Annotated in this window: 22 protein-coding genes; 5 read left to right on the top strand and 17 right to left on the bottom strand. The window is 67.3% G+C overall.

The features are described 5' to 3' along the window. Positions 1-10: 10 nt before the first annotated feature. The 9 genes from CFB45_RS19035 to CFB45_RS18995 all read right to left on the bottom strand — a co-directional run bounded on the left by CFB45_RS19035 (position 11) and on the right by CFB45_RS18995 (position 9,352). Positions 11-778 (bottom strand): FadR/GntR family transcriptional regulator, encoded by a 768-nt coding sequence (locus CFB45_RS19035; protein WP_089426876.1) that lies wholly within the window; start codon positions 776-778, stop codon positions 11-13. A gap of 188 nt (positions 779-966) precedes the next feature. Then, positions 967-1,839, bottom strand: coding sequence for an amidohydrolase family protein (locus tag CFB45_RS19030; protein ID WP_089429044.1), 873 nt, complete (start codon positions 1,837-1,839; stop codon positions 967-969). A gap of 60 nt (positions 1,840-1,899) precedes the next feature. Continuing rightward, positions 1,900-2,841 (bottom strand): ABC transporter substrate-binding protein, encoded by a 942-nt coding sequence (locus CFB45_RS19025; RefSeq protein WP_089426875.1) that lies wholly within the window; start codon positions 2,839-2,841, stop codon positions 1,900-1,902. Positions 2,842-2,938: 97 nt separating this feature from the next. Further along, entirely contained in the window at positions 2,939-3,976 is a 1,038-nt protein-coding gene (locus CFB45_RS19020) for an ABC transporter permease (protein WP_089426874.1), read from the bottom strand. A 27-nt stretch (positions 3,977-4,003) separates the two neighbouring features. Further along, complete coding sequence (locus CFB45_RS19015) at positions 4,004-5,542, bottom strand: sugar ABC transporter ATP-binding protein (RefSeq protein ID WP_089426873.1); 1,539 nt, start codon at positions 5,540-5,542, stop codon at positions 4,004-4,006. Positions 5,543-5,554: 12 nt separating this feature from the next. Further along, positions 5,555-6,331 (bottom strand): SDR family oxidoreductase, encoded by a 777-nt coding sequence (locus CFB45_RS19010; protein WP_089426872.1) that lies wholly within the window; start codon positions 6,329-6,331, stop codon positions 5,555-5,557. A 43-nt stretch (positions 6,332-6,374) separates the two neighbouring features. Then, on the bottom strand, positions 6,375-7,652 hold the full coding sequence (locus CFB45_RS19005) for an L-fuconate dehydratase (protein ID WP_089426871.1): 1,278 nt from the start codon (positions 7,650-7,652) through the stop codon (positions 6,375-6,377). 23 nt (positions 7,653-7,675) lie between these two features. After that, complete coding sequence (locus CFB45_RS19000; protein WP_089426870.1) at positions 7,676-8,518, bottom strand: ureidoglycolate lyase; 843 nt, start codon at positions 8,516-8,518, stop codon at positions 7,676-7,678. A gap of 69 nt (positions 8,519-8,587) precedes the next feature. Then, the gene (locus CFB45_RS18995) at positions 8,588-9,352 is read right to left on the bottom strand and encodes an SDR family oxidoreductase (protein WP_089426869.1); all 765 of its coding nucleotides are present in this window, start codon (positions 9,350-9,352) and stop codon (positions 8,588-8,590) included. Positions 9,353-10,015: 663 nt separating this feature from the next. Between CFB45_RS18995 and CFB45_RS18990 the strand changes: the two genes are divergently transcribed. The 3 genes from CFB45_RS18990 (at position 10,016) to CFB45_RS18980 (ending at position 11,971) form a co-directional block, all read left to right on the top strand. After that, positions 10,016-10,306 (top strand): DUF3331 domain-containing protein, encoded by a 291-nt coding sequence (locus tag CFB45_RS18990; RefSeq protein WP_069252332.1) that lies wholly within the window; start codon positions 10,016-10,018, stop codon positions 10,304-10,306. 167 nt (positions 10,307-10,473) lie between these two features. After that, complete coding sequence (locus CFB45_RS18985) at positions 10,474-11,460, top strand: oxidoreductase (RefSeq protein ID WP_089429043.1); 987 nt, start codon at positions 10,474-10,476, stop codon at positions 11,458-11,460. Positions 11,461-11,674: 214 nt separating this feature from the next. Beyond that, on the top strand, positions 11,675-11,971 hold the full coding sequence (locus CFB45_RS18980) for a DUF4148 domain-containing protein (protein WP_089426868.1): 297 nt from the start codon (positions 11,675-11,677) through the stop codon (positions 11,969-11,971). Positions 11,972-12,173: 202 nt separating this feature from the next. Here CFB45_RS18980 and CFB45_RS18975 read toward each other — a convergent pair whose 3' ends face one another. The 6 genes from CFB45_RS18975 to CFB45_RS18950 all read right to left on the bottom strand — a co-directional run bounded on the left by CFB45_RS18975 (position 12,174) and on the right by CFB45_RS18950 (position 17,903). Continuing rightward, entirely contained in the window at positions 12,174-13,370 is a 1,197-nt protein-coding gene (locus tag CFB45_RS18975) for a TauD/TfdA family dioxygenase (RefSeq protein WP_089426867.1), read from the bottom strand. Positions 13,371-13,392: 22 nt separating this feature from the next. Further along, positions 13,393-14,349, bottom strand: a complete 957-nt coding sequence (locus CFB45_RS18970; protein WP_089426866.1) for an alpha/beta hydrolase — start codon at positions 14,347-14,349, stop codon at positions 13,393-13,395. Between the two features lie 33 nt (positions 14,350-14,382). Continuing rightward, positions 14,383-14,871 (bottom strand): thioesterase family protein, encoded by a 489-nt coding sequence (locus CFB45_RS18965; protein WP_089426865.1) that lies wholly within the window; start codon positions 14,869-14,871, stop codon positions 14,383-14,385. A gap of 12 nt (positions 14,872-14,883) precedes the next feature. Further along, the gene (locus CFB45_RS18960) at positions 14,884-15,849 is read right to left on the bottom strand and encodes an L-carnitine dehydrogenase (RefSeq protein ID WP_011547128.1); all 966 of its coding nucleotides are present in this window, start codon (positions 15,847-15,849) and stop codon (positions 14,884-14,886) included. Between the two features lie 87 nt (positions 15,850-15,936). Then, positions 15,937-16,866 carry a 3-keto-5-aminohexanoate cleavage protein gene (locus CFB45_RS18955; RefSeq protein WP_039366557.1) on the bottom strand — a complete coding sequence of 310 codons (930 nt, stop codon included), beginning with the start codon at positions 16,864-16,866 and terminating at the stop codon, positions 15,937-15,939. Between the two features lie 83 nt (positions 16,867-16,949). After that, a complete protein-coding gene (locus CFB45_RS18950) occupies positions 16,950-17,903 on the bottom strand; it encodes a choline ABC transporter substrate-binding protein (protein WP_089426864.1) in 954 nt (317 codons plus the stop codon). A gap of 611 nt (positions 17,904-18,514) precedes the next feature. Between CFB45_RS18950 and CFB45_RS18945 the strand changes: the two genes are divergently transcribed. Further along, positions 18,515-20,098, top strand: coding sequence for an isocitrate lyase (locus CFB45_RS18945; protein ID WP_089426863.1), 1,584 nt, complete (start codon positions 18,515-18,517; stop codon positions 20,096-20,098). 55 nt (positions 20,099-20,153) lie between these two features. On the opposite strand, the gene CFB45_RS18940 is transcribed toward CFB45_RS18945, so the two are convergent. Then, entirely contained in the window at positions 20,154-21,032 is an 879-nt protein-coding gene (locus tag CFB45_RS18940; RefSeq protein ID WP_089426862.1) for a LysR family transcriptional regulator, read from the bottom strand. A 121-nt stretch (positions 21,033-21,153) separates the two neighbouring features. Here CFB45_RS18940 and CFB45_RS18935 point away from each other — a divergent pair, with 121 nt between their 5' ends. Beyond that, positions 21,154-21,597 carry a DMT family transporter gene (locus CFB45_RS18935; RefSeq protein ID WP_089426861.1) on the top strand — a complete coding sequence of 148 codons (444 nt, stop codon included), beginning with the start codon at positions 21,154-21,156 and terminating at the stop codon, positions 21,595-21,597. 69 nt (positions 21,598-21,666) lie between these two features. Here CFB45_RS18935 and CFB45_RS18930 read toward each other — a convergent pair whose 3' ends face one another. After that, on the bottom strand, positions 21,667-23,172 hold the full coding sequence (locus CFB45_RS18930; protein WP_089426860.1) for an aldehyde dehydrogenase family protein: 1,506 nt from the start codon (positions 23,170-23,172) through the stop codon (positions 21,667-21,669). Positions 23,173-23,199 lie beyond the last annotated feature (27 nt).

The raw sequence follows: 23,199 nt of genomic DNA, 5'->3' as shown, positions 1-23,199 counted from the left end.
CGACGCGCGCTCAATCGAGCGCGCGGCCGAAGATGCGGATCACTTCGTCGAGATGCTCGGCCATCGCGCGGCGCGCGGCGTCCGGGTCGCGTGCGCGGATCGCATCGAGGATCGCGCGGTGTTCGAGTTCCGACCGGTGCGGCATGTCGTTCGGCATGTACAGCGACTGCAGCCGCTGGAACATCAGGTCGTACTTGTGCGCGAGCAGCTGCTTGATCATCAGCGCATACGCGGCGTTGTCGCTCGCCTCCGCGATGCGGATATGAAACAGCCGGTCGCCCGGATGCGTAAGCGAGCCGCTGAGGTTGTCTGCCTGGTTGCGCAGGAACGCCTCGTGGATCCCTTCGATCTGCTCGTCCGAGCCGTGCTTCGCGGCCAGCGACGCCGCTTCCGGCTCGATCAGCCGGCGTGCCTGCAGCAACGCGAACGGCGGGATTTCGGTATCGAGGTCGAGTGCGATGCCGAGTTCGGGATCGATCTCGACGATCGTGAACGGCGCGGCCTTCTCCGCAGGGACAGGCGTGGGCTCGGGCGCGGCGGCCGCTTCGGGATGGCGCACCTTCACGCCGTCGCCGACGCGCACGCTCACGAGTCCGCTCACTTCGAGCGCGATCAGCGCCTCGCGCACCGAGGTGCGCGACACGCCGAACTGTTCGGCCAGTTCGCGCTCGGGCGGCAGGTAGCTGCCCGGCGGAAAATCGCCGGACTCGATCATCGCACTGAGCTTGTCGGCGATCTGCTGGTAGAGGCGGCGGTTCTGAATCGGCTGGATGGACATACGTCGGGACTGGTGATCGGTTTCGTTCCGGACGGCCGCGCGCATCGCACGCAACCGTTTGCGCCTATTCTAAAGGTTCGGCCCCGGGCATCGGGCGCAGCATCGATGCGGCCGCAACCATCGACACTCCGTGGCGCCCGTCGCCATTCGTCCGACGAAGCCACGCCCCAACGCACACGACCGCGCGCTCACGTCGGCACCGCGTAGCAACGCGCGGCGGTGCCGCCCCACAGCGCGGTGCGCTCGGCCGCCGACAATCGCGATTCGGCCCAGCGCTCGATGATCGACGCCACTTCGTCATACGACGCGGCCAGCAGGCACACGGGCCAGTCCGACCCGAACATCAGCCGCTGCGGGCCGAACGCGTCGAGCGCCGCGTCGAGACACTGCTCGATGCGCCGGACGTCCTTCCCGCGCAGCCCGCGCTTCCAGTCGGCCTCGGTCACGAGCCCCGACAGCTTGCACACGACATGCGGCAGCGCGCCCAGCTCGCGCAACGCGGCGCGCCAGCGCGCGAGCGCCGTGTCGTCGCGCTCGAAGTCGGCGAGTGCGGGCTTGCCGACGTGATCGAGCACGAGCCAGTGCGCGTCGTGCCGCGCACAAAACGCCCACACCTCGCGCAACTGGCGCTCGAACACGAGCACGTCGTACACGTAGCCGTTCGCCTGCAGCCACGCGATGCCGCGGTTGAAGCCCGGCTCCGCGACGAACGCGCCGGCATCGGCTTCGTCCTGCACCTGGTGACGAAACCCGCGCAGCTTCGGGCTGCGCCATTGGGCAATGCGATCCGCGAGCTGCGGCGCGGCGAGATCCTCCCAGCCGACCACCGCCGCGATGCGCGCATCGTCGCGCGCGAGATCGAGCAGGAACGCCGTCTCGTCGCGCCCGGCGCGCGCCTGCACCGCGATCGACGCGCCGATCGCCTGCGCATGCATCAGCGGCCACAGCGCATCGGGCAGGTAGTCGCGCGCGAGCACGCCCATGCCGGGGCCGATCCACGGGTAATCGGCGGCGCGATAGCGCCAGAAGTGCTGATGCGAATCGATACGCACTGCGCCCATGATGCCCTCGTGGCCGGTCGCCGCGGCGGCGGCGCGCGCCACCGCCGCGCGACGCAACGTTCAGTCGTACAACACCGCCGTGATCTTCGGATCGTCGATATTGGTCTTGTCGTACCAATAGAAACCGGTATCGATGACCTTCGGCAGCTTCTCGCCCTTGATCGCCTTCACGGCCGCCTCGACCGTCTTGTAGCCGATCCCGACCGGGTTCTGCGTGATCGCGCCGGCCATCAGCCCGCTGCGAATCGCGTCCTTCTGCTGCTTGCCGGAATCGTACCCGACGATCACGACCTTGCGCTTCATCTCGCGCACGCCGTTGACCACGCCGATCGCCGAGCCTTCGTTGGTGCCGAACAGCCCCTTGAGCTTCGGATACGCCTGCAGGATCGACTTCGTCACCTCGGTCGACTTCAGCTGGTCGCCTTCGCCGTACTGCACGGTGACGACCTGCACCTTCGGATGCGCCGACTTCATCCGTTCGAGGAAGCCGTCGCGGCGGTCGATGCCGGTGCGGCTCGTCTGGTCGTGCGCGACCACGGCCACCTCGCCCTCATCGCCGATCAGCGCGGCGAGCTTGTCGGCGGCGAGCGCCGCGGCGGCCTTGTTGTTGGTCGCGGCCGTCGTCACCGGGATGTCGCTGTCCACGCCCGAGTCGAACGCGATCACCGGGATCTTCTCGGCCTGCGCCTTCTTCAAGAGCGGCAGCGCGGCCTTGCTGTCGAGCGCCGCGAAGCCGAGCGCGGCCGGCTTCTTCGCGATCGCGGCCGACAGCATGTCGATCTGCTTGTCGACCATCGCCTCGGTCTCCGGCCCGTCGAACGTCACCCTCACCTTGTAGTCCTTCGCGGCCTGCATCGCGCCCGCTTTCACGGCCTGCCAGAACTGATGCTGGAAGCCCTTCGAGATCAGCGGGATGTAGGTTTCCTGCGCCTGCGCGCCGGCCGTGACGCCGACGGCGAACGTCAGCCCGACGATCGCGTTCAACACCTTGCTCCTGATCACTTCGCGTCTCCTTTTTTCGTATCGACTCAACCGACTGGAACGACTGGGACGCCGGCCGGAACCGGCGATGAAGCACCTGCCTGCGTGAATGCGACCGTCAGCGGCGCCGCCGGCGCAGGATGTCGACGTAGACGGCGAGGATGATGATCACGCCCGTCACGACCGTCTGCCATTCCTGTGCGACCGACATGATGCGCAGGCCGTTCGTCAGCACGCTCATGATGAACGCGCCGATGATGGTGCCGACGATGCTGCCCGCGCCGCCCGACAGCGACGTGCCGCCGATCACGACGGCCGCGATCGCATCGAGCTCGTAGCCCTGCCCGAGCGCCGGCTGCGCGGAATTCAGCCGCGACGCGATCAGCAGCCCCGCGATCCCGCACACCGCGCCGCTGAACGTGTAGACCGCGATCTTCCACGCATCGACGTTCACGCCCGACAGCCGCAGCGCTTCCTCGTTGCTGCCGAGCGCGAACGTGTAGCGGCCGAAGATCGTGCGGTTCAGCACGATCGACGCGCCGATCGCGACGAGGAACAGGATCAGCACCGCGTTCGGAATCGGCAGCGCGGGAATCAGGTCGCCGATCAGCGAATCCTGCGCAATCGACGTGAAGCCCGGCGTGTCGTTGAAATAGATCGGCCGCGTGCCCGAGATCACGAGCGACAGCCCCTTGAGCAGCATCATCATGCCGAGCGTCGCGATGAACGGCGGCACCTTCATCTTCGCGATCACGAAGCCCGATACGCTGCCCGACAGCGCACCGAAACACAGCGCGGCGAGGATCCCGAGCGGCAGCGGCAGGCCCCACTTCGTCAGCACGACGCCGGCCATCACCGCGCAGAACGTCATCAGCGTGCCGACCGACAGGTCGATGCCCGACGTGATGATCACGTAGGTGCAGGCGACGGCCAGCACGCCGTTCACCGCGGTGGCCTGCAGGATCGCGACGAGGTTGTCGACCTCGAGGAAGTTCGGCGACGCGACGCTGAAGAACACGATCAGCAGCACGAGGCTCGCGAACGCGAGCAGCTTCTGCCGCGCGGCCGGGTTGAAGAAGCGCGACTTCAGGCTCGATGCGCCGGCCGGCGTGTCGCCGGACGCGAGGGGCGGAACGGGATGCGTATCGTTGGACATGATCGGGTAAGCGTCTCGGCGTCTGATTCAGGACAATACGGTCGACTCGCGCTGCGTCGCGAGCTGCATGATCTTTTCCTGCGTGGCGTCGGCCGCGCGCAATTCGCCGGTCACGCGCCCTTCGCACATCACGAGAATCCGGTGGCTCATGCGCAGCACTTCCGGCAACTCCGACGAAATCATCACGATCGCCTTGCCGTCGGCGGCGAGCGCGTCGAGCAGCTTGTAGATCTCGCTTTTCGCGCCGACGTCGATGCCGCGCGTCGGTTCGTCGAAGAACAGGATGTCGCAGTCGCGCAGCAGCCACTTCGCGATCACGATCTTCTGCTGGTTGCCGCCGGACAGCAGCCGCGCCGGCTGCGCGACCGACGGCGTACGGATCGCGAGCTGCCGCACGTACGACTGCGCGGTGTCGCGCAACGCACGCGCATCGAGGAACACGCCGCGGCGCACGAAGCGGCGCATGCTCGACAGCGCGATGTTGTTCTGCACGTCCATCCCGACCGCGAGCCCGAAGTGCTTGCGATCCTCGGACAGGTAGCCGATGCCGTGCTTCACCGCATCGGCCGGCGTGCGGATCGTCACGGTCTTGCCGTGCACGCGGATCTCGCCCGCATCGACCGGGTCCGCGCCGAACACCGCGCGCGCGACCTCGGTGCGCCCGGCGCCCATCAACCCGGCGAAGCCGAGGATCTCGCCGCGCCGCAGCGTGAAGCCGACATCGCGGATCGCGCGGCCGCGCGACAGCCCGCGCACTTCGAGCGCGACGTCGTTCGCGGACGTATCGGGCGGCGTGCGGAATTCGGTCGCGAGCTGGCGGCCGACCATCATCGCGATGATCGTGTCCATCGACGTGTCCGCCATCGGCACGGTCGCCACGTACTTGCCGTCGCGCATCACGGTCACGCGATCGGCGATCTGGCGCAGCTCGTCCATCTTGTGCGAGATATAGACGATGCCGACACCATGCGCGCGCAGGTCGCCGATGATGCGGAACAGCTCGGCGATCTCCGCGTTGTTGAGCGCGGCGGTCGGCTCGTCCATGATCAGCACGCGCGAGTCGAACGACAGCGCCTTCGCGATCTCGACCATCTGCTGCTTGGCCACCGTGAGCCGGCCGACCGGCGTACGCGGGTCGAGATCGAGCCGCATCCGCGCGAAGATCGCGGCCGCGTCGCGATTCAGCTTGTCTTCGTCGACGAACACGCCGAAGCGGCCGCGCGGCTCGCGGCCGATGAAGATGTTCTGCGCGACGCTCAGGTGGTTCATCAGGTTCAGTTCCTGATGGATGATGCCGATCCCGAGCGCCTGCGCGGCGCGCGGATCGGCGATCTCCACCGCGCGGCCGTCCATCCGGATCTCGCCGTCGTCGCGCGGGTAGACGCCCGCCAGGATCTTCATCAGCGTCGACTTGCCGGCGCCGTTCTCGCCCATCAACGCATGCACTTCGCCGGCACGCAGGTCGAAGCGGCAGTCGTCGAGCGCCTGCACGCCCGGGAAGCGCTTGCCGATGCCGGTCAATGCGATCAACGGTGGCGCGGCGTTCGGAGTCAGGTCGGGTTGCATGGATCGCCGCCCTCAGCTGATCGCACGGTCGAGATGCGTATAGCCGCCGTCGACGAACAGCCACTGGCCCGTCGTGTGCGAGGCACGTTCCGACAGCAGGAACACGGCCGTATCGGCGATTTCGTCGGCCGTCGTGAAGCGTTGGCCGAGCGGCACCTTGCCCGCGATGCCGGCCAGCTTCGCGTCGGGGTCGTCGAAACTGTCGAGCCATCGCCGGTACAGCGGCGTCATCACCTCGGCCGGAATCACCGCGTTCACGCGCACGCCGTCGTCGCGCAACGCGACGGCCCATTCGCGCGTCAACGCGAGCTGCGCGCCCTTCGACGCGCAATAACCGCTCGTGTTGCCCTGCCCGGTGACGGCCGTCTTCGACGAAACATTGACGATCGCGCCGCGCGTCGCCTTCAGGTGCGGCACGCTGTAGTGCGCCATCACGTAGTAGTGGATCAGGTTGCGTTCGAGCGACGCGACGAATGCGTCGCGCCCGGCATCGAGCCCGATGCTGTCGTTGACGCCCGCGTTGTTGACCAGGCCGTCGAGCCGGCCGAAGCGCGTGACCGTTTCCGCAACGGCATCGCGGCACTGCGCATCGTCCTGCAATTCGACCGAGAGGCATGCGGCCTGCGGCTGCTTCTGCACGAGGGCGCGCCAGAACGCATCGTCGGGCGCGTGGCGCGCGATCACCACCGGTATCGCACCTTCTTCGGCCAGCCGCATCGAGATCGCGGCGCCGATGCCCGACGCGCCGCCGGTCACGATCACGACCTTGTGTCGCAGATTCAAATCCACTTCGCGTCTCCGTCGTTCATGTTGTCGGCACGCTCGACGCGTGTCAGCCGCGGAACCGGTACTGCTCCAGCGATTCGGGCTTCATCTCGATCGAGAAACCGGGCGCCGTCGGCGGCATGTAGGCCGCGCCGCGCACGACGCACGGTTCGACGAAATGCTCGTGCAGGTGATCGACGTACTCCGTCACGCGCCCTTCCTTCGTGCCGGCGATGCAGATGTAATCGATCATCGACAGATGCTGCACGTACTCGCACAACCCGACGCCGCCTGCGTGCGGACACACGGGCAGCCCGTACTTCGCGGCCATCAGCATCACCGCGAGAATCTCGTTCACGCCGCCGAGCCGGCACGCATCGATCTGCACGACGTCGATCGCGCCGCGCGCGATGAACTGCTTGAACAGCACGCGGTTCTGGCACATCTCGCCGGTCGCGACCTGCACGGGCGCGATCGCCTCGCGGATCTTGCGATGCCCCTCGACGTCGTCGGGGCTGGTCGGCTCCTCGATGAACCACGGCCGCGCGAACGCCAGCTCGCGCACCCAGTCGATCGCCTCGTCCACCTCCCACACCTGGTTCGCGTCGATCATCAGCTTGCGGTCCGGGCCGATCACCTCGCGCGCGATCGTCACGCGGCGAATGTCGTCCGCCAGGTTCGCGCCGACCTTCAGCTTCACGTACTCGAACCCGGCGTCGACGGCTTCGCGACACAGCCGCCGCAGCTTGTCGTCGCTGTAGCCGAGCCAGCCGGCCGACGTCGTGTAGCACGGGTAGCCGTCGCGCTCGAGCAGCGCGATCCGTTCGGCCTTGGCCGGCGCCTGCCGGCGCAGCAGGTCGAGCGCTTCGTCCGGCGTCAGGCAGTCGGTCAGGTAGCGGAAGTCGATCGCGCGCACCAGCTCCTCGGGGCTCATGTCGGCCACGAGCCGCCACAGCGGCTTGCGTTCGGCTTTCGCCCACAGATCCCACACCGCGTTGACGACCGCGCCCGTCGCCAGGTGGATCGCGCCCTTGTCGGGGCCGATCCAGCGCAACTGGCTGTCCGACGTGACGTGCCGCCAGAAGCGGCCCATGTCTTCGCGGATCCAGTCGAGATCGAGGCCGACGACGAGGTGACGCATCGCGTCGATCGCCGCGCAGCAGATTTCGTTGCCGCGCCCGATGGTGAACGTGAGCCCGTGACCTTCGAGCCCGTCATGGTCGGTTTCGAGCACGACGTAGGCCGCCGAATAATCGGGGTCCGGATTCATCGCGTCGGAGCCGTCGAGCTGGCGCGAGGTCGGGAAGCGCACGTCGAGGACGCGCATCGATCGAATGATAGGCATGACGAACCGTCCGTTAAAGGAAATCAGGCCTGCACGGTGCGCTGGCGTTGCTCGCCGAGCCCGTCGATGCCGAGCGTGATCACCTGTCCGGCGCGCAGATAGACGGGCGGCTTCTGCCCGAGGCCGACACCCGGCGGCGTGCCGGTCGAGATCACGTCGCCCGGCTGCAGGCTCATGAAGCGGCTCAGGTAGCTGATCAGGTGCGGCACGCGGAACACCATCGTCGCGGTCGTGCCGTTCTGGTAGCGATGGCCGTCGACGTCGAGCCACAACCGCAGCGCATGCGGATCGGGCACTTCGTCGGCCGTCACGAGCCACGGGCCGAGCGGCCCGAACGTGTCGTTGCCCTTGCCCTTGTCCCACGTGCCGCCGCGTTCGAGCTGGAATTCGCGCTCCGACACGTCGTTCACGACGCAGTAGCCTGCGACGTGCGACAGCGCGTCGGCTTCCGCGATGTAGCGGCCGCCCTGGCCGATCACCACGCCGAGCTCGACTTCCCAGTCGGTTTTCTCCGAGCCGCGCGGAATCTCGACGTCGTCGTTCGGCCCCGAGATCGCGCTCGTCCACTTGCCGAACACGACCGGCTCCTTCGGTACGTCCATCCCCGATTCGGCCGCGTGGTCGGAATAGTTGAGCCCGATGCAGATGAACTTGCCGACGCGGCCGACGCACGCGCCGAGCCGCGGCGTGCCTTCGACCAGCGGCAGCGACGACGGCGGAATGTCGCGCAGCCGCGCGAGCGACGCCGGCGCCAGCACGTCGCCGGCGATGTCGTCGATCACGCCGGACAGGTCGCGGATATGGCCCTGCGCATCGAGCAGGCCCGGCTTTTCATGGTGTTTGTCGCCAAATCTCAGCAGTTTCATGTCGTGTTGAGCCGATACGGAAAGTGAATGGGAGGGCGCGGTTAGTTCGACACGGCCGGTTAGGCACGGTCAGTTCGACCAGCCGCCGTCGATCAGGTGGATCGCGCCGGTCGTGAACGACGCTTCGTCGGACGCGAGGTACAGCGCGAGCGCGGCCACTTCCTCCGCGCGGCCGATGCGTCCGATCGGCTGGCGCGCGACGAACGCCTGGCGCACCTCGTCGGTCGACACGTGGCGCGTGCGCGCCTGGTCCGCGATGCGTTGCTCCAGCGACGGCGATTCGATCGTGCCCGGGCAGATCGCGTTGCAGCGGATGCCCCGCTCGACGAAATCGGCGGCCACCGCCTTGGTCAGGCCGATCACGGCCGCCTTGGTCGTGCCGTAGACGAAGCGGTTGGGCACGCCCTTCACGCTCGACGCGGCCGACGCCATGTTGATGATCGACGCGCCGCCCGCTTCGAGCATCGCGGGCAGCAGCGCGCGAATCAGCCGGTACATCGACGTGACGTTCAGGTTCAGCGAGAACGCCCACGCTTCGTCGTCGCAGTCGAGGATCGAGCCGTGGTGAACGAAGCCCGCGCAGTTGAACAGCACGTCGAACGCGCGTTCGCTCGCGGCGAGCGCCGCGACGTCCTGCGCATCGGTCACGTCGAGCCGACGCGTGGCCAGCCGGCCGCCCACGCGCTCGGCGTCGGCCTCGAGCCGCACGAGCGCGGCTTCGTTGATGTCGGTCGCCAGCACGTCGGCGCCCTCGCTCGCGAACCGCAACGCGGTCGCGCGGCCGATGCCCTGCCCGGCCGCCGTGACCAGCGCGCGCTTGCCCTGCAATCTCATGAGCAACCTCCCGAAGAAGCCGGCCACCCGTCGGCCGATTGGCACAAAGGACTAAAGGTCCAACCAATCTTAGGAAGTGATTCCGCGTTTGTCACGGAATCAGGATTCAGTATTTACCCGGGTGGGGAAATCGGCCTGTTGAGCAAGGATTCGACGTTCGATAGCGCCCGGGAGCCCCCCCAGGATTCGGACAAATCCAATACCGGCGGGCCTTCCAGTCGATTCTTTCGCACAAGCGGGGCACGACATCCCGCCAAACTGACGAAAAAGTCATGTTCACGTCAGGGTCTCAACGGGATGCGCGCGCCATCATGACGTACCGGACTGCGCATCCGGTCCATCGCCACCCCGCCCGCGTTCGATCCCTGCGGGCACCTCCGTCCCCCCGGCGATGGGCTCCGTGACTGGGCGAGCAGACACGGCGCGCAGGCCGATTTTCCGCCCCGGGCTTCGTGTCCGGGGCGTTTTTGTCTGTGGTTTCCAAGAAAATAAGCCTGGATTGTTTCTAAATCGGCAAAAGGTAATTTGAGCCAGACAGGATGTTTTTTCCGGTCACAGACGCTTACATTTAGCGCACCACTCATGGAAACCGCTACGGATTCGCCATCGGGTAGTGACATCCACTGCCATGACCGAACCGCACGAGCTTTAGGAAACGGCAAAATGAAGGCCTCCAAATCCCTGCCTGTGCTCGATCCCGCCGACGTCCACGTCGAAATCCTCGAACGTTCCGATACGCTGCTCGTCGTCCGCTGGGTCGAGCCCGGCCGCTGTCATTACGGTGAGCAGCGCTGGCGCCGCCGCTTCGCGCAACGCACCGGCACCTGCGCGCTGTCGCGCCAGGTGATCCACCGCGGCGACGAAGTCTTCCGCCCGGCCGAACGCCCGGCGCCCGCGAACGCGGCCGCGATGATCTCCGCCGCCGAAGTGCTCGCGCTGGCCGGCGGCAGGTAAATCCTGCCGGCCGCGCGTCACTGCACGCGGCGCCATCCGATGCGCCGGCCCTAGAAGCGCCGGTCTAATTCCCCCGCTTGTCTGCCACGCCCGCGCGCACTATCGTTACACCACTCAATGTAATGATTACGCGCCGCGGCCGCCCGGCCGCGCCAATGGAGGCAGACATGCATGCATGGAGCGCGCGCCACGTCCCGGCGCAAGGCGGCAAGGTCGCGGTCGTGACCGGCGCCAACAGCGGGCTCGGCTGGCAGCTGGCGGAAACGCTGGCCGCGAAAGGCGCGACGGTCGTGATGGGCTGCCGCGACGCGGCCCGCGCCGCGCAGGCGGCCGACGCGATCCGCCGGCTCCATCCCGATGCCCGCGTCGAAGTCGACGCGCTCGACCTCGCCGATCTCGCGTCGATCGCACGCTTCGCGGCCGATGTGGCCGAACGCCATGGGCGCGTCGATATCCTCTGCAACAACGCCGGCGTGATGTTCCTGCCGCTGCGCCATACGCACGACGGCTTCGAGATGCAGTTCGGCACCAACCACCTCGGCCATTTCGCGCTCACCGGCCATCTGCTGCCCGCGTTGCGCGCCGCGCGCCGGGCGCGGGTCGTGACGATGTCGAGCGGCTTGAACCGCGGCGGCCGGATCCGCGTCGACGACCTGCGTGCCGAACACCGCTACAACCGTTATCTCGCCTATTGCGACAGCAAGCTCGCGAATCTCGTGTTCGCGATCGAGCTGCAACGCCGTTTCGAGCGCGCGGCGTTCGCCGGGATCAGCGTGGCCGCGCACCCGGGCTACGCGGCGACCAACCTGCAGTTCGCGGGCCCGGCGATGGACAGTTCGCCCGCCCGTGCCGCACTGATGCGCGCCGCGAACCGTTATCTCGCGCAGCCGGCCGACCAGGGCGCGCTGCCCGCGATTCATGCGGCAACCTCGCCTGATCTCGCCGGCGGCGCGTACATCGGGCCGTCCGGCTGGTTCGAGTCGCGCGGGCTGCCGGCGCCCGCGAGCGTGCCCCGCGCGGCGCGCGACGTGGCCTCCGCGGCGCTGCTGTGGGAAGCCTCGGAAGCGGCGACGGGCGTGCGTTTCCTCAGTTCGGGCGCACCGGCCGGACGCGCGCCGGGCCGGTCGTTCGACACGGCGGCCGAGGTGCGCTGAACCGCGCTTCGCCGTCCGCAAGATTCGCGATACTTGTTGCACCGACCGAAAAGAAAGCCGGTTGAAAGCCTGATTCGACGCGCCACTGTTACCACCCAGGAAACAATTTATCGTCAAAACCAGCGTTTACCCTGAACCTTCCGATGACTAAGATTTGATCAATCGCTTAAGACAAGGTGTCGAGAGCGAACTCAATAAAACACCGGAGGTCATCATGAAATCGCTCGTTTCCGCAGTCGTTGCCGCTGCCGCCCTGTCCGCTTCGTTTGGCGCATTCGCTCAAAGCACCGTGACCCGCGCTCAAGTGCGCAACGAACTGGTCCAGCTCGAACAAGCCGGCTACAAGCCGGGCGTGGCGAGCCCGTACTACCCGAACGACATCCAGAGCGCCGAAGCGCGTGTTCATGGCGCCGACACCAGCGGCTACGGCGCACAACCGGCTCCGGCCGTCCACTCGGGCGCCCCGGCCGCATCGTCGAACGCTCGCGACTCGATCTTCTTCGGCCAGTAAGCCGATGCGCCCTCGGCGGGCGCCGCGCGTCGCGCGATGAAGCACGAAAGTCAGGACGAGCCCCCTTGCGGGGCTCGTCCTTTTTGATGAAACGCATACCTCCGCCGCCCGGCAACGGGGGGCTTCGCCCGGGCGCCTGGCGTCCGGGTGTTTTTTCATTTCCGAGGGATGCGTGCGAGCAGGACGAAACCGCGCGCGCCCGTCAGCGCGACGCGGCCGCGGCAGGCGCCGAACGCGACAGCACGCGCCACCGCGACAGCAGTTCGTCGCGATCGATGTAGCAGCCCTGCAGGTGCCGGCGGCCGGTAGACGGATCGAACTCGGTGCGCGCATGCAGCACGCGGCGGTTGTCGAACGCCCACATGTCGCCCGCCCGCAGCCGGCGCTGCACGCGAAAGCGCGGCTCGCGCGCCAGCGCGAGGAACCGCCGGTACGCGCGATAGACGGCCGCGACCGAGCCGGCCGGCGCATCGAGCGGCCCGCGCAGGAAGTTCGCGACACGCACCTCGGTCACGTTGCCGCGCGCGTCGAGCCCGATCACCGGCGCCGAGCAGCGGTAGTCGCTGTTCGCACTCTTGTTCCAGAACTCGAACGGCGTCACCGCAAGCTGTTCGAAATCGGCCGGATGCTCGCGCCGCAGCGCATCAGCCAGCGCGAAGCCGTCGAGGAACACGCTGTCGCCGCCGGTCGCGTCGTTCGCGAGGCAATGCAGGAACTGCACACCCGGCTGCAGCTCGCGGGTCGGCAAATCGGTATGCGGCGGCAGGTTCAGCGACGTATACGCATTGCTGTCCGGGCGCGGCTTCGATTCGACGTCGAACAGCACGCCGAAATTGCTCTCGCGGATCAGGCCGATGCGGCGCGCAATCTCGTCGACACGGCCACGCTCGGCCGGCACGCCTTCGACGAGCGTCAGCCCCGTGCGTTGCAACGCGGCGAGCCACGCGAGCAATGCGCGGTCGTCCTCCATCACGTCGCGCCACGCGAACACGCCGATGGCCGTCGCGTCGTCGCCGGCCCACACGTGCCGCCCGTGCGCGGCCTGCCGCTCCGCGCGCGACGCGTCGTCGTACGCATGCGCGCGCAACCAGCCCGGCGACCACGCGCTGCGGTGTCCGTCATTCCACTCGACATGCAGCGCGCCGTCGGTTTCGACGTGCACCGTGAGCGCGGAGAGATCCTCGCGCGCATCGGCGATCTCGAACACCTGTTCACGCGTGACGGCATGCACGCACGCGGAACACGCGCAGTTGTCGCGCAGCCAGTCGAAATGAAACGGCGATCGTCGCGTGTCGCTCCATTCGACGTCCACCGCGCCGTCGCCAATCGTCGCCGCCGCAATGGCCGCGTCGGCCGAAAACGTCCGCCAGTCCTCGATACGGTGTTGCGCTGCCTGCATCGTTGCCTCCCGGAAACGCCCGCTACGCGTGTGGTGCGAGCAGAAAACCGCCGACCGTCCGGTGCAGCCGCGCCGCCTGCGGGCTCGTTCCGAGCGCGCGCCAGCAGCCGTGCACCAGCCCTTCTCCCATCCAGTAATGCGCGGCCCCGCCGGCCGCGCGAATCCGTTCGACGTATACGCGCGCGTCGTCGCGCAGCGGATCGTGTTCCGCGCCGATCGCGAGCACCGGCGGCAGGCCGTCGAAACGCGAAGCCGCGAGCGGTATCGACGCGCGCAGCAGCGGGTCACCGTCTCCCAGCGCATCGAGCAAGCCGCCTTCCCAGTACAGCGCGCGATAGCGATGGACGTCGTCGAGCGTCAGCATCGGCGCGTGCGCTTCCGTTTCGCGCGCGGGCGATTGCGGTTCGAACCCGAGCATCGGATAGACGAGCGCGATGCCGTCAATACCGCCTTCGCCCGCATCGCGCAGCGCGGTGGCCACCGCCGCCGCGAGCATGCCGCCCGCGCTGTCGCCCGCGAGCGTCAGCGGATGCATGCACGGCCCGAACGGCCAGCGTGCGTCGCGCGCGGCGCGCGTGACCTCCAGGCAATCTTCGAGCGCGGCCGGCGCGCGATGCTCGGGCGCGAGCCGGTAGTCGGCCGCGATCACGTCGAGCCCCGTATCGGCCGCCAGTTGCGCGGTGATCAGCGCATGACTGTCGAGCGAGCCGACGACGAAGCCGCCGCCATGAAAGAACAGCACCGTGCCGCGTGGCGTGCGGTGCGCGGACGTGTAACGCCGCAGCGCGATCGCACGGCCGTCGGCGGCGTGCCAGACGGCGTCCTGCTGCACGATGCCGGCCGGCAGCGCGGCCGGCGTCCATTCGGCCGCGAAGCGGTCGTACAGGCGGCGCTGTTCGGCGGGCGAGCGCGCCGCCGCGTCGGCCGGATACCACGCGTCCACGGCGGCAACGAACGTCGCGATTTCCGGTTCGAGCATCGTGTGCGCTCCGAGGTCGAAGGTTCGCGCAGGTTATCGGCGCGGCGGCAGCCCGATCACGCGGCCCGCATACGCGGGCGCCGCGCCATCGCGCTGCAACGCATGCAGCTCGGCCACGCGGGCGGCCACGTCGTCGTCGAACGGCGCCGATTTCGCGCCGTCGCGCGTATCGACGTGCAGCAGCATCTGCTCGCTCGCCGACACCGCATCGTCGTGCCCGTCAGCGAACAGCTCGAGATACAGGTGCAGCCGCTTCGCGTCGTGTGCGAGCACGCGCGCATCGACGCGCACCGGCGTGCCCTCCTTGATCTCGTGCAGGTAGTTCACGTGCGCTTCGAGCGTGTAGACCGAGCGACCCCGCTCGCGACGCGCGGCGTCATCGAGGCCGATGCGATCCAGCAGCGCATCGGTCGCGAAGCTGAAAATCAGCAGGTAGAACGCATCGCGCAGGTGGCCGTTGTAGTCGACCCATTCGGGCCGCACCACGTCGCGGTAAATCGTCAGCGGGGTATCGCCGGTCATCGTCTGTCGTCCTCAGTCTTCGAATCGCATCCCGTGCCGCGCCTTCACCGCGGCGATCGACTTCAGCACCTCGGTGATGCACTCGTCGCGATAGCGCTCGAGCTCCTTGATGCTGCGCGTGCCCTGCTGTTCGGTCGTGCCTTCGACGACGCTGTCGATCAGCGCATCGGTCAGCGTGGGCGCGACCAGCTTCGTCCACGGCAATTCGAGCGCGGGGCCGAACTGCTGCATGAAGTGTCGCATGCCCGCATCGCCGCCCGCGAGCGTGTAGGTCAGGAACGTGCCCATGAACGACCAGCGGATGCCCGCGCCGAAGCGGATCGCATCGTCGATCTCGCCGGTCGTCGCGACGCCTTCGTTGACGAGGTGCAGCGCCTCGCGCCACAACGCTTCGAGCAGGCGGTCGGCGATGAAGCCCGGCACTTCCTTGCGCACGTGCAGCGGCCGCATGCCGAGCTTGCGATAGACCTCCATCGCGCCTTCGACCGCTTCCGGCGACGTGCGCGCGCCGCCGAGCACCTCGACGAGCGGCAGCAGGTAGACGGGATTGAATGGATGGCCGACCACGCAGCGCTCCGGATGCGTCGCCCGCGCGTAGAAATCCGTCGGCAGCAGCCCCGACGTCGACGACGCGATGATCGCGTCGGGTTTCGCCGCACGGCTGATCTGCTCGTGCAGTTCGAGCTTCAGCGCCTCGCGCTCGGGCGCGCTTTCCTGGATGAAATCCGCGTCGGCGACGCAGGCCTCGATCGTCGAGACGAAACGCAGCCGCGCAGGGTCGGCGCCCGGTGCGAGGCCGACGCGTTCGAGCGCGGGCCACGCGTTCGCGACGTTCGCGCGCAGCCGCGCCTCCGCGCCCGGCGCCGGGTCCCATACGACCACGTCGAGACCGTGCGCGAGCGCGCGGGAAATCCATCCGCTGCCGATCACGCCGGTGCCGATGGCGGCGAACGTCTTGATGTCGGTCTTCACAGCCATGTCAACGCATCCTTCAAATCAGGGGAAATCGGTGGGCGGCCGCGCCTGTGCGTGCCGCCGCGTCATGTCAATCAGTCTGGTAAAAACTCACGCGAACTCGGCGATCGCACGGCGTTCGAGCGGACGCTCGCCGCGTGCCGGCAAGCCGAGCTTGCGGCGGCCTTCGGCCGGCGTCAGCACGCGGGCACCGAGCCGTTCGATGATCTCTCTTGCACGCTCGACGAGCGTGCCGTTGGTCGCATGCACGCCGCGATCGAGCCAGATGTTGTCTTCGAGGCCGACCCGCACGTGGCCACCAAGCAGCATCGCCTGTGCGACCATCGGCATCTGCATGCGGCCGATGCCAAAGCCGGCCCAGTGCGCGCCCGGCGGCAGGTTGTCGACCATCGCCTTCATCGTGCCGGTATCGGCCGGCGCGCCCCACGGAATGCCGAGGCACAGCTGGAACAGCGGCGGATCGTCGAGCAGCCCTTCCTTCAGCAACTGCTTCGCGAACCACAGATGGCCCGTGTCGAAGATCTCCAGCTCCGGCTTCACGCCGAGTTCCTGGATGCGCTTCGCGCCGGCGCGCAGCTGCGCGGGCGTCGATACGTAGATGTAGTCGCCGTCACCGAAATTCAGCGTGCCGCAGTCGAGCGTGCAGATCTCGGGCAACAAGTCCTCGACGTGCGCGAGCCGCGTGAGGCCGCCGACCAGGTCGGTGCCCTTGCCGAAACGCATCGGGTCCTCGCCGGGGCCGATCTCGAGATCGCCGCCCATGCCGGCCGTCAGGTTGATGATCACGTCAACGTCGGCCGAGCGGATGCGGTCGACCACTTCGCGGTACAGGTTCGGGTCGCGGCTGCCGCGCCCCGTCTGCGGATCGCGCACGTGGCAGTGCGCCACCGTTGCGCCGGCCTTCGCGGCCTCGATCGCGGCGGCCGCGATCTCCTTCGGCGTGACCGGAATCGCCGGATGCTTGCCGACCGTATCGCCCGCGCCGGTGACGGCGCAGGTGATGATGACTTCGTGGTTCATGCTGGTTGCCTCGCTTGAATCGGGTTGTGTCGCAATGCGGATGTTTCGTCGGCGCGCGCCGCGTGCGGCCCGCGGGCCAACCATCACAGGCCGAGATACGCCTTCACGGCCGGCAGGCCATCCTTGCCGTCGAACGTCTTGACGCCCGCGAGCCACGGATCGAGCACCTGCGGGTTCTTCTTCAGGTACGCCTTCGCGGCCTCGGCCGGCTTCGTCTTGTTCATCACCGACTGCATCAGCTGGTTCTCGAGCTGCGTCGAGAAGCGCAGGTTCGTGACGAGCTTGCCGGCGTTCGGGCAGCGGGAAATGAAGTCGGGGGCCGTGAGCGTGTACACGCGCGCTTCGCCGTAGTTCGGCCCGAACGACGCATCGCCGCCGGACAGATAGTTCATGCTGATCTGGATGTTCATCGGATGCGGTTCCCAGCCGAGGAAGACCACCCACTTCTTCTCGCGGATCGCGCGCTCGACGGTCACCAGCATCCCGGCCTCGCTCGATTCGACGAGCTTGAAGCCGCCGAGCCCGTACTGGTTCGTGTCGATCATCTTCTGGATCGTCGCGTTCGCGCTGCTGCCCGGCTCGATCCCGTAGATCTTGCCGTCGAGTTCCGCGCGGTGCTTCGCGATGTCCTCGAAGGTCTTCAGGCCCGCCTGGTACTCGTAGCTCGGCACCGCGAGCGTCGCCTTCGCGCCCGACAGGTTCGGCGGTTCGACGACGTTGATCGACTTGCTGTCGAGGAACGGCTGGAGCTGCTTCTGCTGCACGGGCCACCAGTAGCCGAGCGATATGTCGAGCTGCTTGCTCTTCAGGCCGGCGAACGAGATCGGCACCGACGCGATCGTCGTGGTCGGCTTGTAGCCGAGCGCCTCGAACACGGTCGACGCGAGCGCCGTGGTCGACGTGATGTCGGTCCAGCCGATATCCGCGAAACGCACGGTGCGGCAGGCCGCGGCATCCGTTTCGGCCTGCGCCGCGTGCGTGAACGCGCCGGTCGCCAGCACGGCCGCGACAAGCGCGGCGATCTTCGTCGACTTCATGGTTCGTTACCTCCCGGTTTGACTCGCGGCAGCCGGTGCGCGGGGTGTGCCCGGCCTGCATCGTGGGAGTAAAAGTAACGAGCCATATTGGTCGCGAGAAGACCGGCGGCGACCTGTTCTTGACTATTTGCGACTATGAGTGGAAACCACTAGGTTTCTTGAGAGGCTTGATGGGCGGGGTTTTTACGCGTATTTCCGATGGATCAGGCTTGTCCGCATGCGGCGCGATGTTTTCGATTCCGGCCCGGACGAAACGGCATGCCGGCGCGGCTGCGGTTCAGCGCCGCTCGCACCGCCCCGACGATCGGGTGTCACGGGCGCATGTGAGGCTTGCCCGGCCTCCAGCAGCCGAAAGAGCATTTCGTATTGCGGAATCCCCGCCAATTTCCCGCGCCGACGCCTTTTCGTCGCTTGAAAACTTGTTTTGCATTGCAAAAACTGAAACGTAACCCATTGAAAATCAACAGAAAATAATGTCTTATGTCTTATATAAGACATCGCCAAAAGCGCGATGGGCGGCGTTACTATTTATCCCATGCAGCCCGCTTCGACAGACGTAGCGGGCACGCTCAACCAGTTACTCAAACGCGCTTTGCTCCCAGGAGATTGACATGGCCCAGTATCAAGACGACATCAAGGCAGTTGCCGGTTTGAAGGAAAACCACGGCAGCGCGTGGAATGCGATCAGCCCCGAGTACGCCGCCCGCATGCGTGCCCAGAACAAGTTCAAGACGGGCCTGGACATCGCCAAGTACACCGCGAAGATCATGCGCGCCGACATGGCCGCCTACGACGCCGATCCGGCCAAGTACACGCAGTCGCTGGGTTGCTGGCACGGCTTCATCGGCCAGCAGAAGATGATCTCCATCAAGAAGCACTTCAACAGCACCGAACGCCGCTACCTGTACCTGTCCGGCTGGATGGTCGCTGCGCTGCGCTCCGAGTTCGGCCCGCTGCCGGACCAGTCGATGCACGAAAAGACCTCGGTCAGCGCGCTGATCCGCGAGCTGTACACGTTCCTGCGCCAGGCCGACGCCCGTGAGCTCGGCGGCCTGTTCCGCGAACTCGACGCCGCCAAGGACGCCACGGCGAAGGCCGCGATCCAGGAGAAGATCGACAACCACGTCACGCACGTCGTGCCGATCATCGCCGACATCGACGCCGGTTTCGGCAACGCGGAAGCCACGTACCTGCTGGCCAAGCAGTTCATCGAAGCAGGCGCATGCTGCATCCAGATCGAAAACCAGGTGTCCGACGAGAAGCAGTGCGGCCACCAGGACGGCAAGGTCACGGTGCCGCACGAGGACTTCCTCGCGAAGATCCGCGCGATTCGCTACGCGTTCCTGGAGCTGGGCGTGGACGACGGCATCATCGTCGCCCGTACCGACTCGCTGGGCGCCGGCCTGACCAAGCAGATCGCCGTGACCAACACGCCGGGCGACCTGGGCGACCAGTACAACGCTTTCCTCGACTGCGAAGAACTGTCGGCCGACCAGCTGGGCAACGGTGACGTGGTCATCAAGCGCGACGGCAAGCTGCTGCGTCCGAAGCGCCTGCCGAGCAACCTGTTCCAGTTCCGCGCCGGCACGGGCGAAGCGCGCTGCGTGCTCGACTGCATCACGTCGCTGCAGAACGGCGCCGACCTGCTGTGGATCGAAACCGAAAAACCGCACATCGCCCAGATCGGCGGCATGGTCAGCGAAATCCGCAAGGTCATCCCGAACGCGAAGCTGGTGTACAACAACAGCCCGTCGTTCAACTGGACGCTGAACTTCCGCCAGCAGGCGTACGACGCGCTGAAGGCCGAGGGCAAGGACGTGTCGGCTTACGACCGTGCGCAGCTGATGAGCGTGGAATACGACGACACGGAACTGGCCAAGCTGGCCGACGAGAAGATCCGTACGTTCCAGGCCGATGCATCGCGTGAAGCCGGCATCTTCCATCACCTGATCACGCTGCCGACGTACCACACCGCCGCGCTGTCGACCGACAACCTGGCCAAGGAATACTTCGGCGACCAGGGCATGCTGGGCTACGTGGCCGGCGTGCAGCGCAAGGAAATCCGCCAGGGTATCGCCTGCGTGAAGCACCAGAACATGTCCGGCTCGGACATCGGTGACGATCACAAGGAATACTTCAGCGGCGAAGCAGCGCTGAAGGCGGCCGGCAAGGACAACACGATGAACCAGTTCTGATACCGGTCATCGCCACGCGAAACGCCAACCCGTGACGTTACGGGTTGGCGTTTTTTTATGCCCCGATCACCCGCACGAACGCATCCGCCAGCACCGTCGGCGCGACCGGCAACACCAGCGCGCACACCGACCTGGCGTCTTCATCGGAAATCGGCACGAAGACGACGCCGTCGATCCCGAGACTCGCCATCCGTTCCGGCACGATCGCGACGCCGTGCCCGGCCGCGACGAGATTCAGCATCGACGTCTTCGGCGACACGATCCGGGCGATCGCCGGCACGAAGCCGCGCTTCAGGCAAAGATCGATCACGACGCGCGCGAGCCCGCCCCGCTCCCGATAGACGGCCGATACGAACGGTTCGTGCCGCAGTCGCGAGATCGCCATGCGCTTGCGGCCCGCCAGCGGATGATCGGCCGGCACCGCCGCACACAGACGCTCGGCCGCGAGCTCGACGAAGCGCACGCGCGAATCGCGGCGCAGCACCGGCAGACGAACGATCCCGATATCGGCGTTGCCGTTCGCGATCTCCAGCACCTGATCCTCGGACGACGCGCGGTCGAGATCGATCCGTGCGCCCGGACACGCGCGCATGAAGCGCTCGAGCACCGGCATCAGGCTGCCGACGGGAACGGTGCTCGAATGCAGGAGCCGCAAGACGCCCGCTTCGCCGCGCGACAACTGCGCGCCCTCGTCGGCCGCGGCGGTCAGGGTCGCCGGAATCGACGCCACGCGATCGCGATAGAGCGCGCCGGCCGGCGTGAGTCGTACCCCTCTCGGCTCCCGGTCGAACAGCGGAAACCCCAGCTCGTCTTCCAGTTGACCGATCTGCCGGCTGAGCGCCGACTGCGCGACGTGGAGCGCGCTCGCGGCCGGCGTGAAGCCGCCGAGATCGGCCACGGTCAGGAAATACTGGATTTGCCTCAGGGATGGCATGCCGAAAAGAGATGGATAAGCGCCTGATTTGATATTTGCGTTATACCGTCGCGCTTTCCAGAATGGAAGCCTGCCGTGCCGGAGCCGCCGTCACGGCCACTTCGCCGGAGCCTGCCTCGTCGTGACTACTCTCCTGTCCTATCTTCTGGTCGTGGCCGCCGGCGTCAGCGTGGCGTTGCAACAGGTGCTCAACGCCAATCTCCGTGCGCAGCTCGGCTCGCCGTGGTGGGCCGGTTCGGTCAGCTACCTCGTCGGCCTGGCCGCGATGCTCGCGGTCGCGCTGCTGACCCCGCATCCGCGCTTGAGCGGGGGCGCCACCGGCGCCGCGTCATGGTTCAGCTGGACCGGCGGGTTCTTCGGCGCGGTGTTCGTCGGCATCGCGATCCTGATGGTGCCGCGACTGGGCGCCGCGACGACGCTCGCGCTGATCGTCGTCGGGCAGATGACCGGCGCGCTCGCGTTCGACCACTTCGGCGTGCTCGGCATCCAGCAGCATGCGGCCAGCCCGATCCGCCTGGCCGGCGCGGCGTGCCTCATTCTCGGGGTGGTGCTGGTTCGGGCGTGACGTCTCGCGTCGCTGCCCCATGCGTGGGCGTTGCCGAACCGCCGGCAACGCATGCACCCGCCGCGACGCTCACGCGTAGTTCATCATCACCGACTTGCTTTCCGTGTACTGGTCGATCACCGCACGGCCGAGTTCGCGACCGAAACCCGACTGCTTCATCCCACCGAACGGCATCGCGTTGTCGAGCAGCGAGTGGCAGTTGACCCACACCGTGCCGGCCGCGATGCGCGGGATCAACTTGTGGATCGCGGAAAGGTCGTTCGACCAGATGCTCGCGCCGAGGCCGTACGGCGTGTCGTTGGCGAGCTGCACGGCCGTGTCGACGTCGTCGAACGGCATCGCGACGAGCACCGGCCCGAAGATCTCCTCGCGCACGACGCGCATCGCCTGCGTCGTGTCGACCAGCACGGTGGGTTCGACGAAGAAGCCGGGGCCGTCGATCGCCCGGCCGCCCGCGGCGGCGCGCGCGCCCTCGCCGAAGCCCGAGTCGATATAGCCGCACACGCGCTGGCGCTGCTTCGCCGAGACGAGCGGGCCGATCTGCGTCGACGGGTCCAGCCCCGGGCCGATCTTCAGGCTCGCGGCGATCTTCGCGACGCGCTCGATCACGTCGTCAAACACCGTCGCATGGATGTACGCGCGCGACCCGGCCGTGCACACCTGCCCCTGGTTGAAGAAGATCGCGTTCGCCACGCCCAGTGCGGCCTTGTCGGGATCGACGTCGGGCAGCACGATCACCGGCGACTTGCCGCCGAGTTCGAGCGACATCCGCGTCATGTTGTCGAGCGCCGCGTGGCCGATCGTCTTGCCCGTCTGCGTCGAGCCCGTGAATGCGATCTTGTCGACGCGCGGATCGCGCGACAGCGCGGCGCCGGCCGTGTGACCGTAACCGGTGACGATATTGACGACGCCGTCGGGAAAGCCGGCCGCCTGAATCAGCTCGCCGAGGCGCAACGCGCTGAGCGGCGTATCTTCCGCGGGCTTCAACACCACGGTGCAGCCCGTGGCCAGTGCGGGCGCAAGCTTCCACGCGGCCATCAGCAGCGGGAAATTCCACGGAATGATCGCACCGACCACGCCGACGGGCTCCTTGCGCGTATAGGTGAAGATCTCGCTGTCCGGCATGTAAGGCATGCCCGCGTCGATCACGCTGCCTTCGATCTTCGTCGCCCAGCCGGCCATGTAGCGGAAGCACTGCGCGGCCATCGCGACGTCGAGCCCCTGCGCCACCATCACGGGCTTGCCGTTGTCGAGCGACTCGATCTCCGCCAGCTCGCGCGCATTCGCTTCGATCAGGTCGGCGAGCGCGAGCAGCAGGCGCTCGCGGTCGGTGGTCTTCGCGGTGCGCCACGGCCCCGCGTCGAATGCGCGCCGCGCAGCGGCGACGCCCTGCTGCACGTCGTGCTCGTCCGCTTCGGGCACGTGCGCGAGCACGGTGCCGTCGGCCGGGTTCACGACGTCGAGCTGGCGGCCCGACGCTGCGTCGCACCACTCGGCGCCGATCAGCATCTTCTTCGGCTTCGCGAGAAACGCGCGCGTGGCGTCGAGCAGCGGGAAATGTTCGTTCGTCTCCATCTTCCTGATTCCTCGTTTTCCTGAATG

The sequence above is a fragment of the Burkholderia sp. HI2500 genome (assembly GCF_002223055.1).
In the GTDB taxonomy this organism is placed as follows: domain Bacteria; phylum Pseudomonadota; class Gammaproteobacteria; order Burkholderiales; family Burkholderiaceae; genus Burkholderia.
This window is presented reverse-complemented; position numbering and strand designations above follow the sequence as displayed.

Bases quoted from the DNA above. Each gene is read 5' to 3' on its own strand.
- CFB45_RS19035 (WP_089426876.1), bottom strand. From the start codon at position 778: ATGTCCATCCAGCCGATTCAGAACCGCCGCCTCTACCAGCAGATCGCC.
- CFB45_RS19030 (WP_089429044.1), bottom strand. From the start codon at position 1,839: ATGGGCGCAGTGCGTATCGATTCGCATCAGCACTTCTGGCGCTATCGC.
- CFB45_RS18930 (WP_089426860.1), bottom strand. From the start codon at position 23,172: ATGGAGACGAACGAACATTTCCCGCTGCTCGACGCCACGCGCGCGTTT.
- CFB45_RS18985 (WP_089429043.1), top strand. From the start codon at position 10,474: ATGCATGCATGGAGCGCGCGCCACGTCCCGGCGCAAGGCGGCAAGGTC.
- CFB45_RS18960 (WP_011547128.1), bottom strand. From the start codon at position 15,849: ATGGCTGTGAAGACCGACATCAAGACGTTCGCCGCCATCGGCACCGGC.
- CFB45_RS18955 (WP_039366557.1), bottom strand. From the start codon at position 16,866: ATGAACCACGAAGTCATCATCACCTGCGCCGTCACCGGCGCGGGCGAT.
- CFB45_RS19020 (WP_089426874.1), bottom strand. From the start codon at position 3,976: ATGTCCAACGATACGCATCCCGTTCCGCCCCTCGCGTCCGGCGACACG.
- CFB45_RS18945 (WP_089426863.1), top strand. From the start codon at position 18,515: ATGGCCCAGTATCAAGACGACATCAAGGCAGTTGCCGGTTTGAAGGAA.
- CFB45_RS18970 (WP_089426866.1), bottom strand. From the start codon at position 14,349: ATGCTCGAACCGGAAATCGCGACGTTCGTTGCCGCCGTGGACGCGTGG.
- CFB45_RS19005 (WP_089426871.1), bottom strand. From the start codon at position 7,652: ATGCCTATCATTCGATCGATGCGCGTCCTCGACGTGCGCTTCCCGACC.
- CFB45_RS18940 (WP_089426862.1), bottom strand. From the start codon at position 21,032: ATGCCATCCCTGAGGCAAATCCAGTATTTCCTGACCGTGGCCGATCTC.
- CFB45_RS19000 (WP_089426870.1), bottom strand. From the start codon at position 8,518: ATGAAACTGCTGAGATTTGGCGACAAACACCATGAAAAGCCGGGCCTG.
- CFB45_RS19015 (WP_089426873.1), bottom strand. From the start codon at position 5,542: ATGCAACCCGACCTGACTCCGAACGCCGCGCCACCGTTGATCGCATTG.
- CFB45_RS18980 (WP_089426868.1), top strand. From the start codon at position 11,675: ATGAAATCGCTCGTTTCCGCAGTCGTTGCCGCTGCCGCCCTGTCCGCT.
- CFB45_RS18975 (WP_089426867.1), bottom strand. From the start codon at position 13,370: ATGCAGGCAGCGCAACACCGTATCGAGGACTGGCGGACGTTTTCGGCC.
- CFB45_RS18990 (WP_069252332.1), top strand. From the start codon at position 10,016: ATGAAGGCCTCCAAATCCCTGCCTGTGCTCGATCCCGCCGACGTCCAC.
- CFB45_RS18995 (WP_089426869.1), bottom strand. From the start codon at position 9,352: ATGAGATTGCAGGGCAAGCGCGCGCTGGTCACGGCGGCCGGGCAGGGC.
- CFB45_RS18965 (WP_089426865.1), bottom strand. From the start codon at position 14,871: ATGACCGGCGATACCCCGCTGACGATTTACCGCGACGTGGTGCGGCCC.
- CFB45_RS18950 (WP_089426864.1), bottom strand. From the start codon at position 17,903: ATGAAGTCGACGAAGATCGCCGCGCTTGTCGCGGCCGTGCTGGCGACC.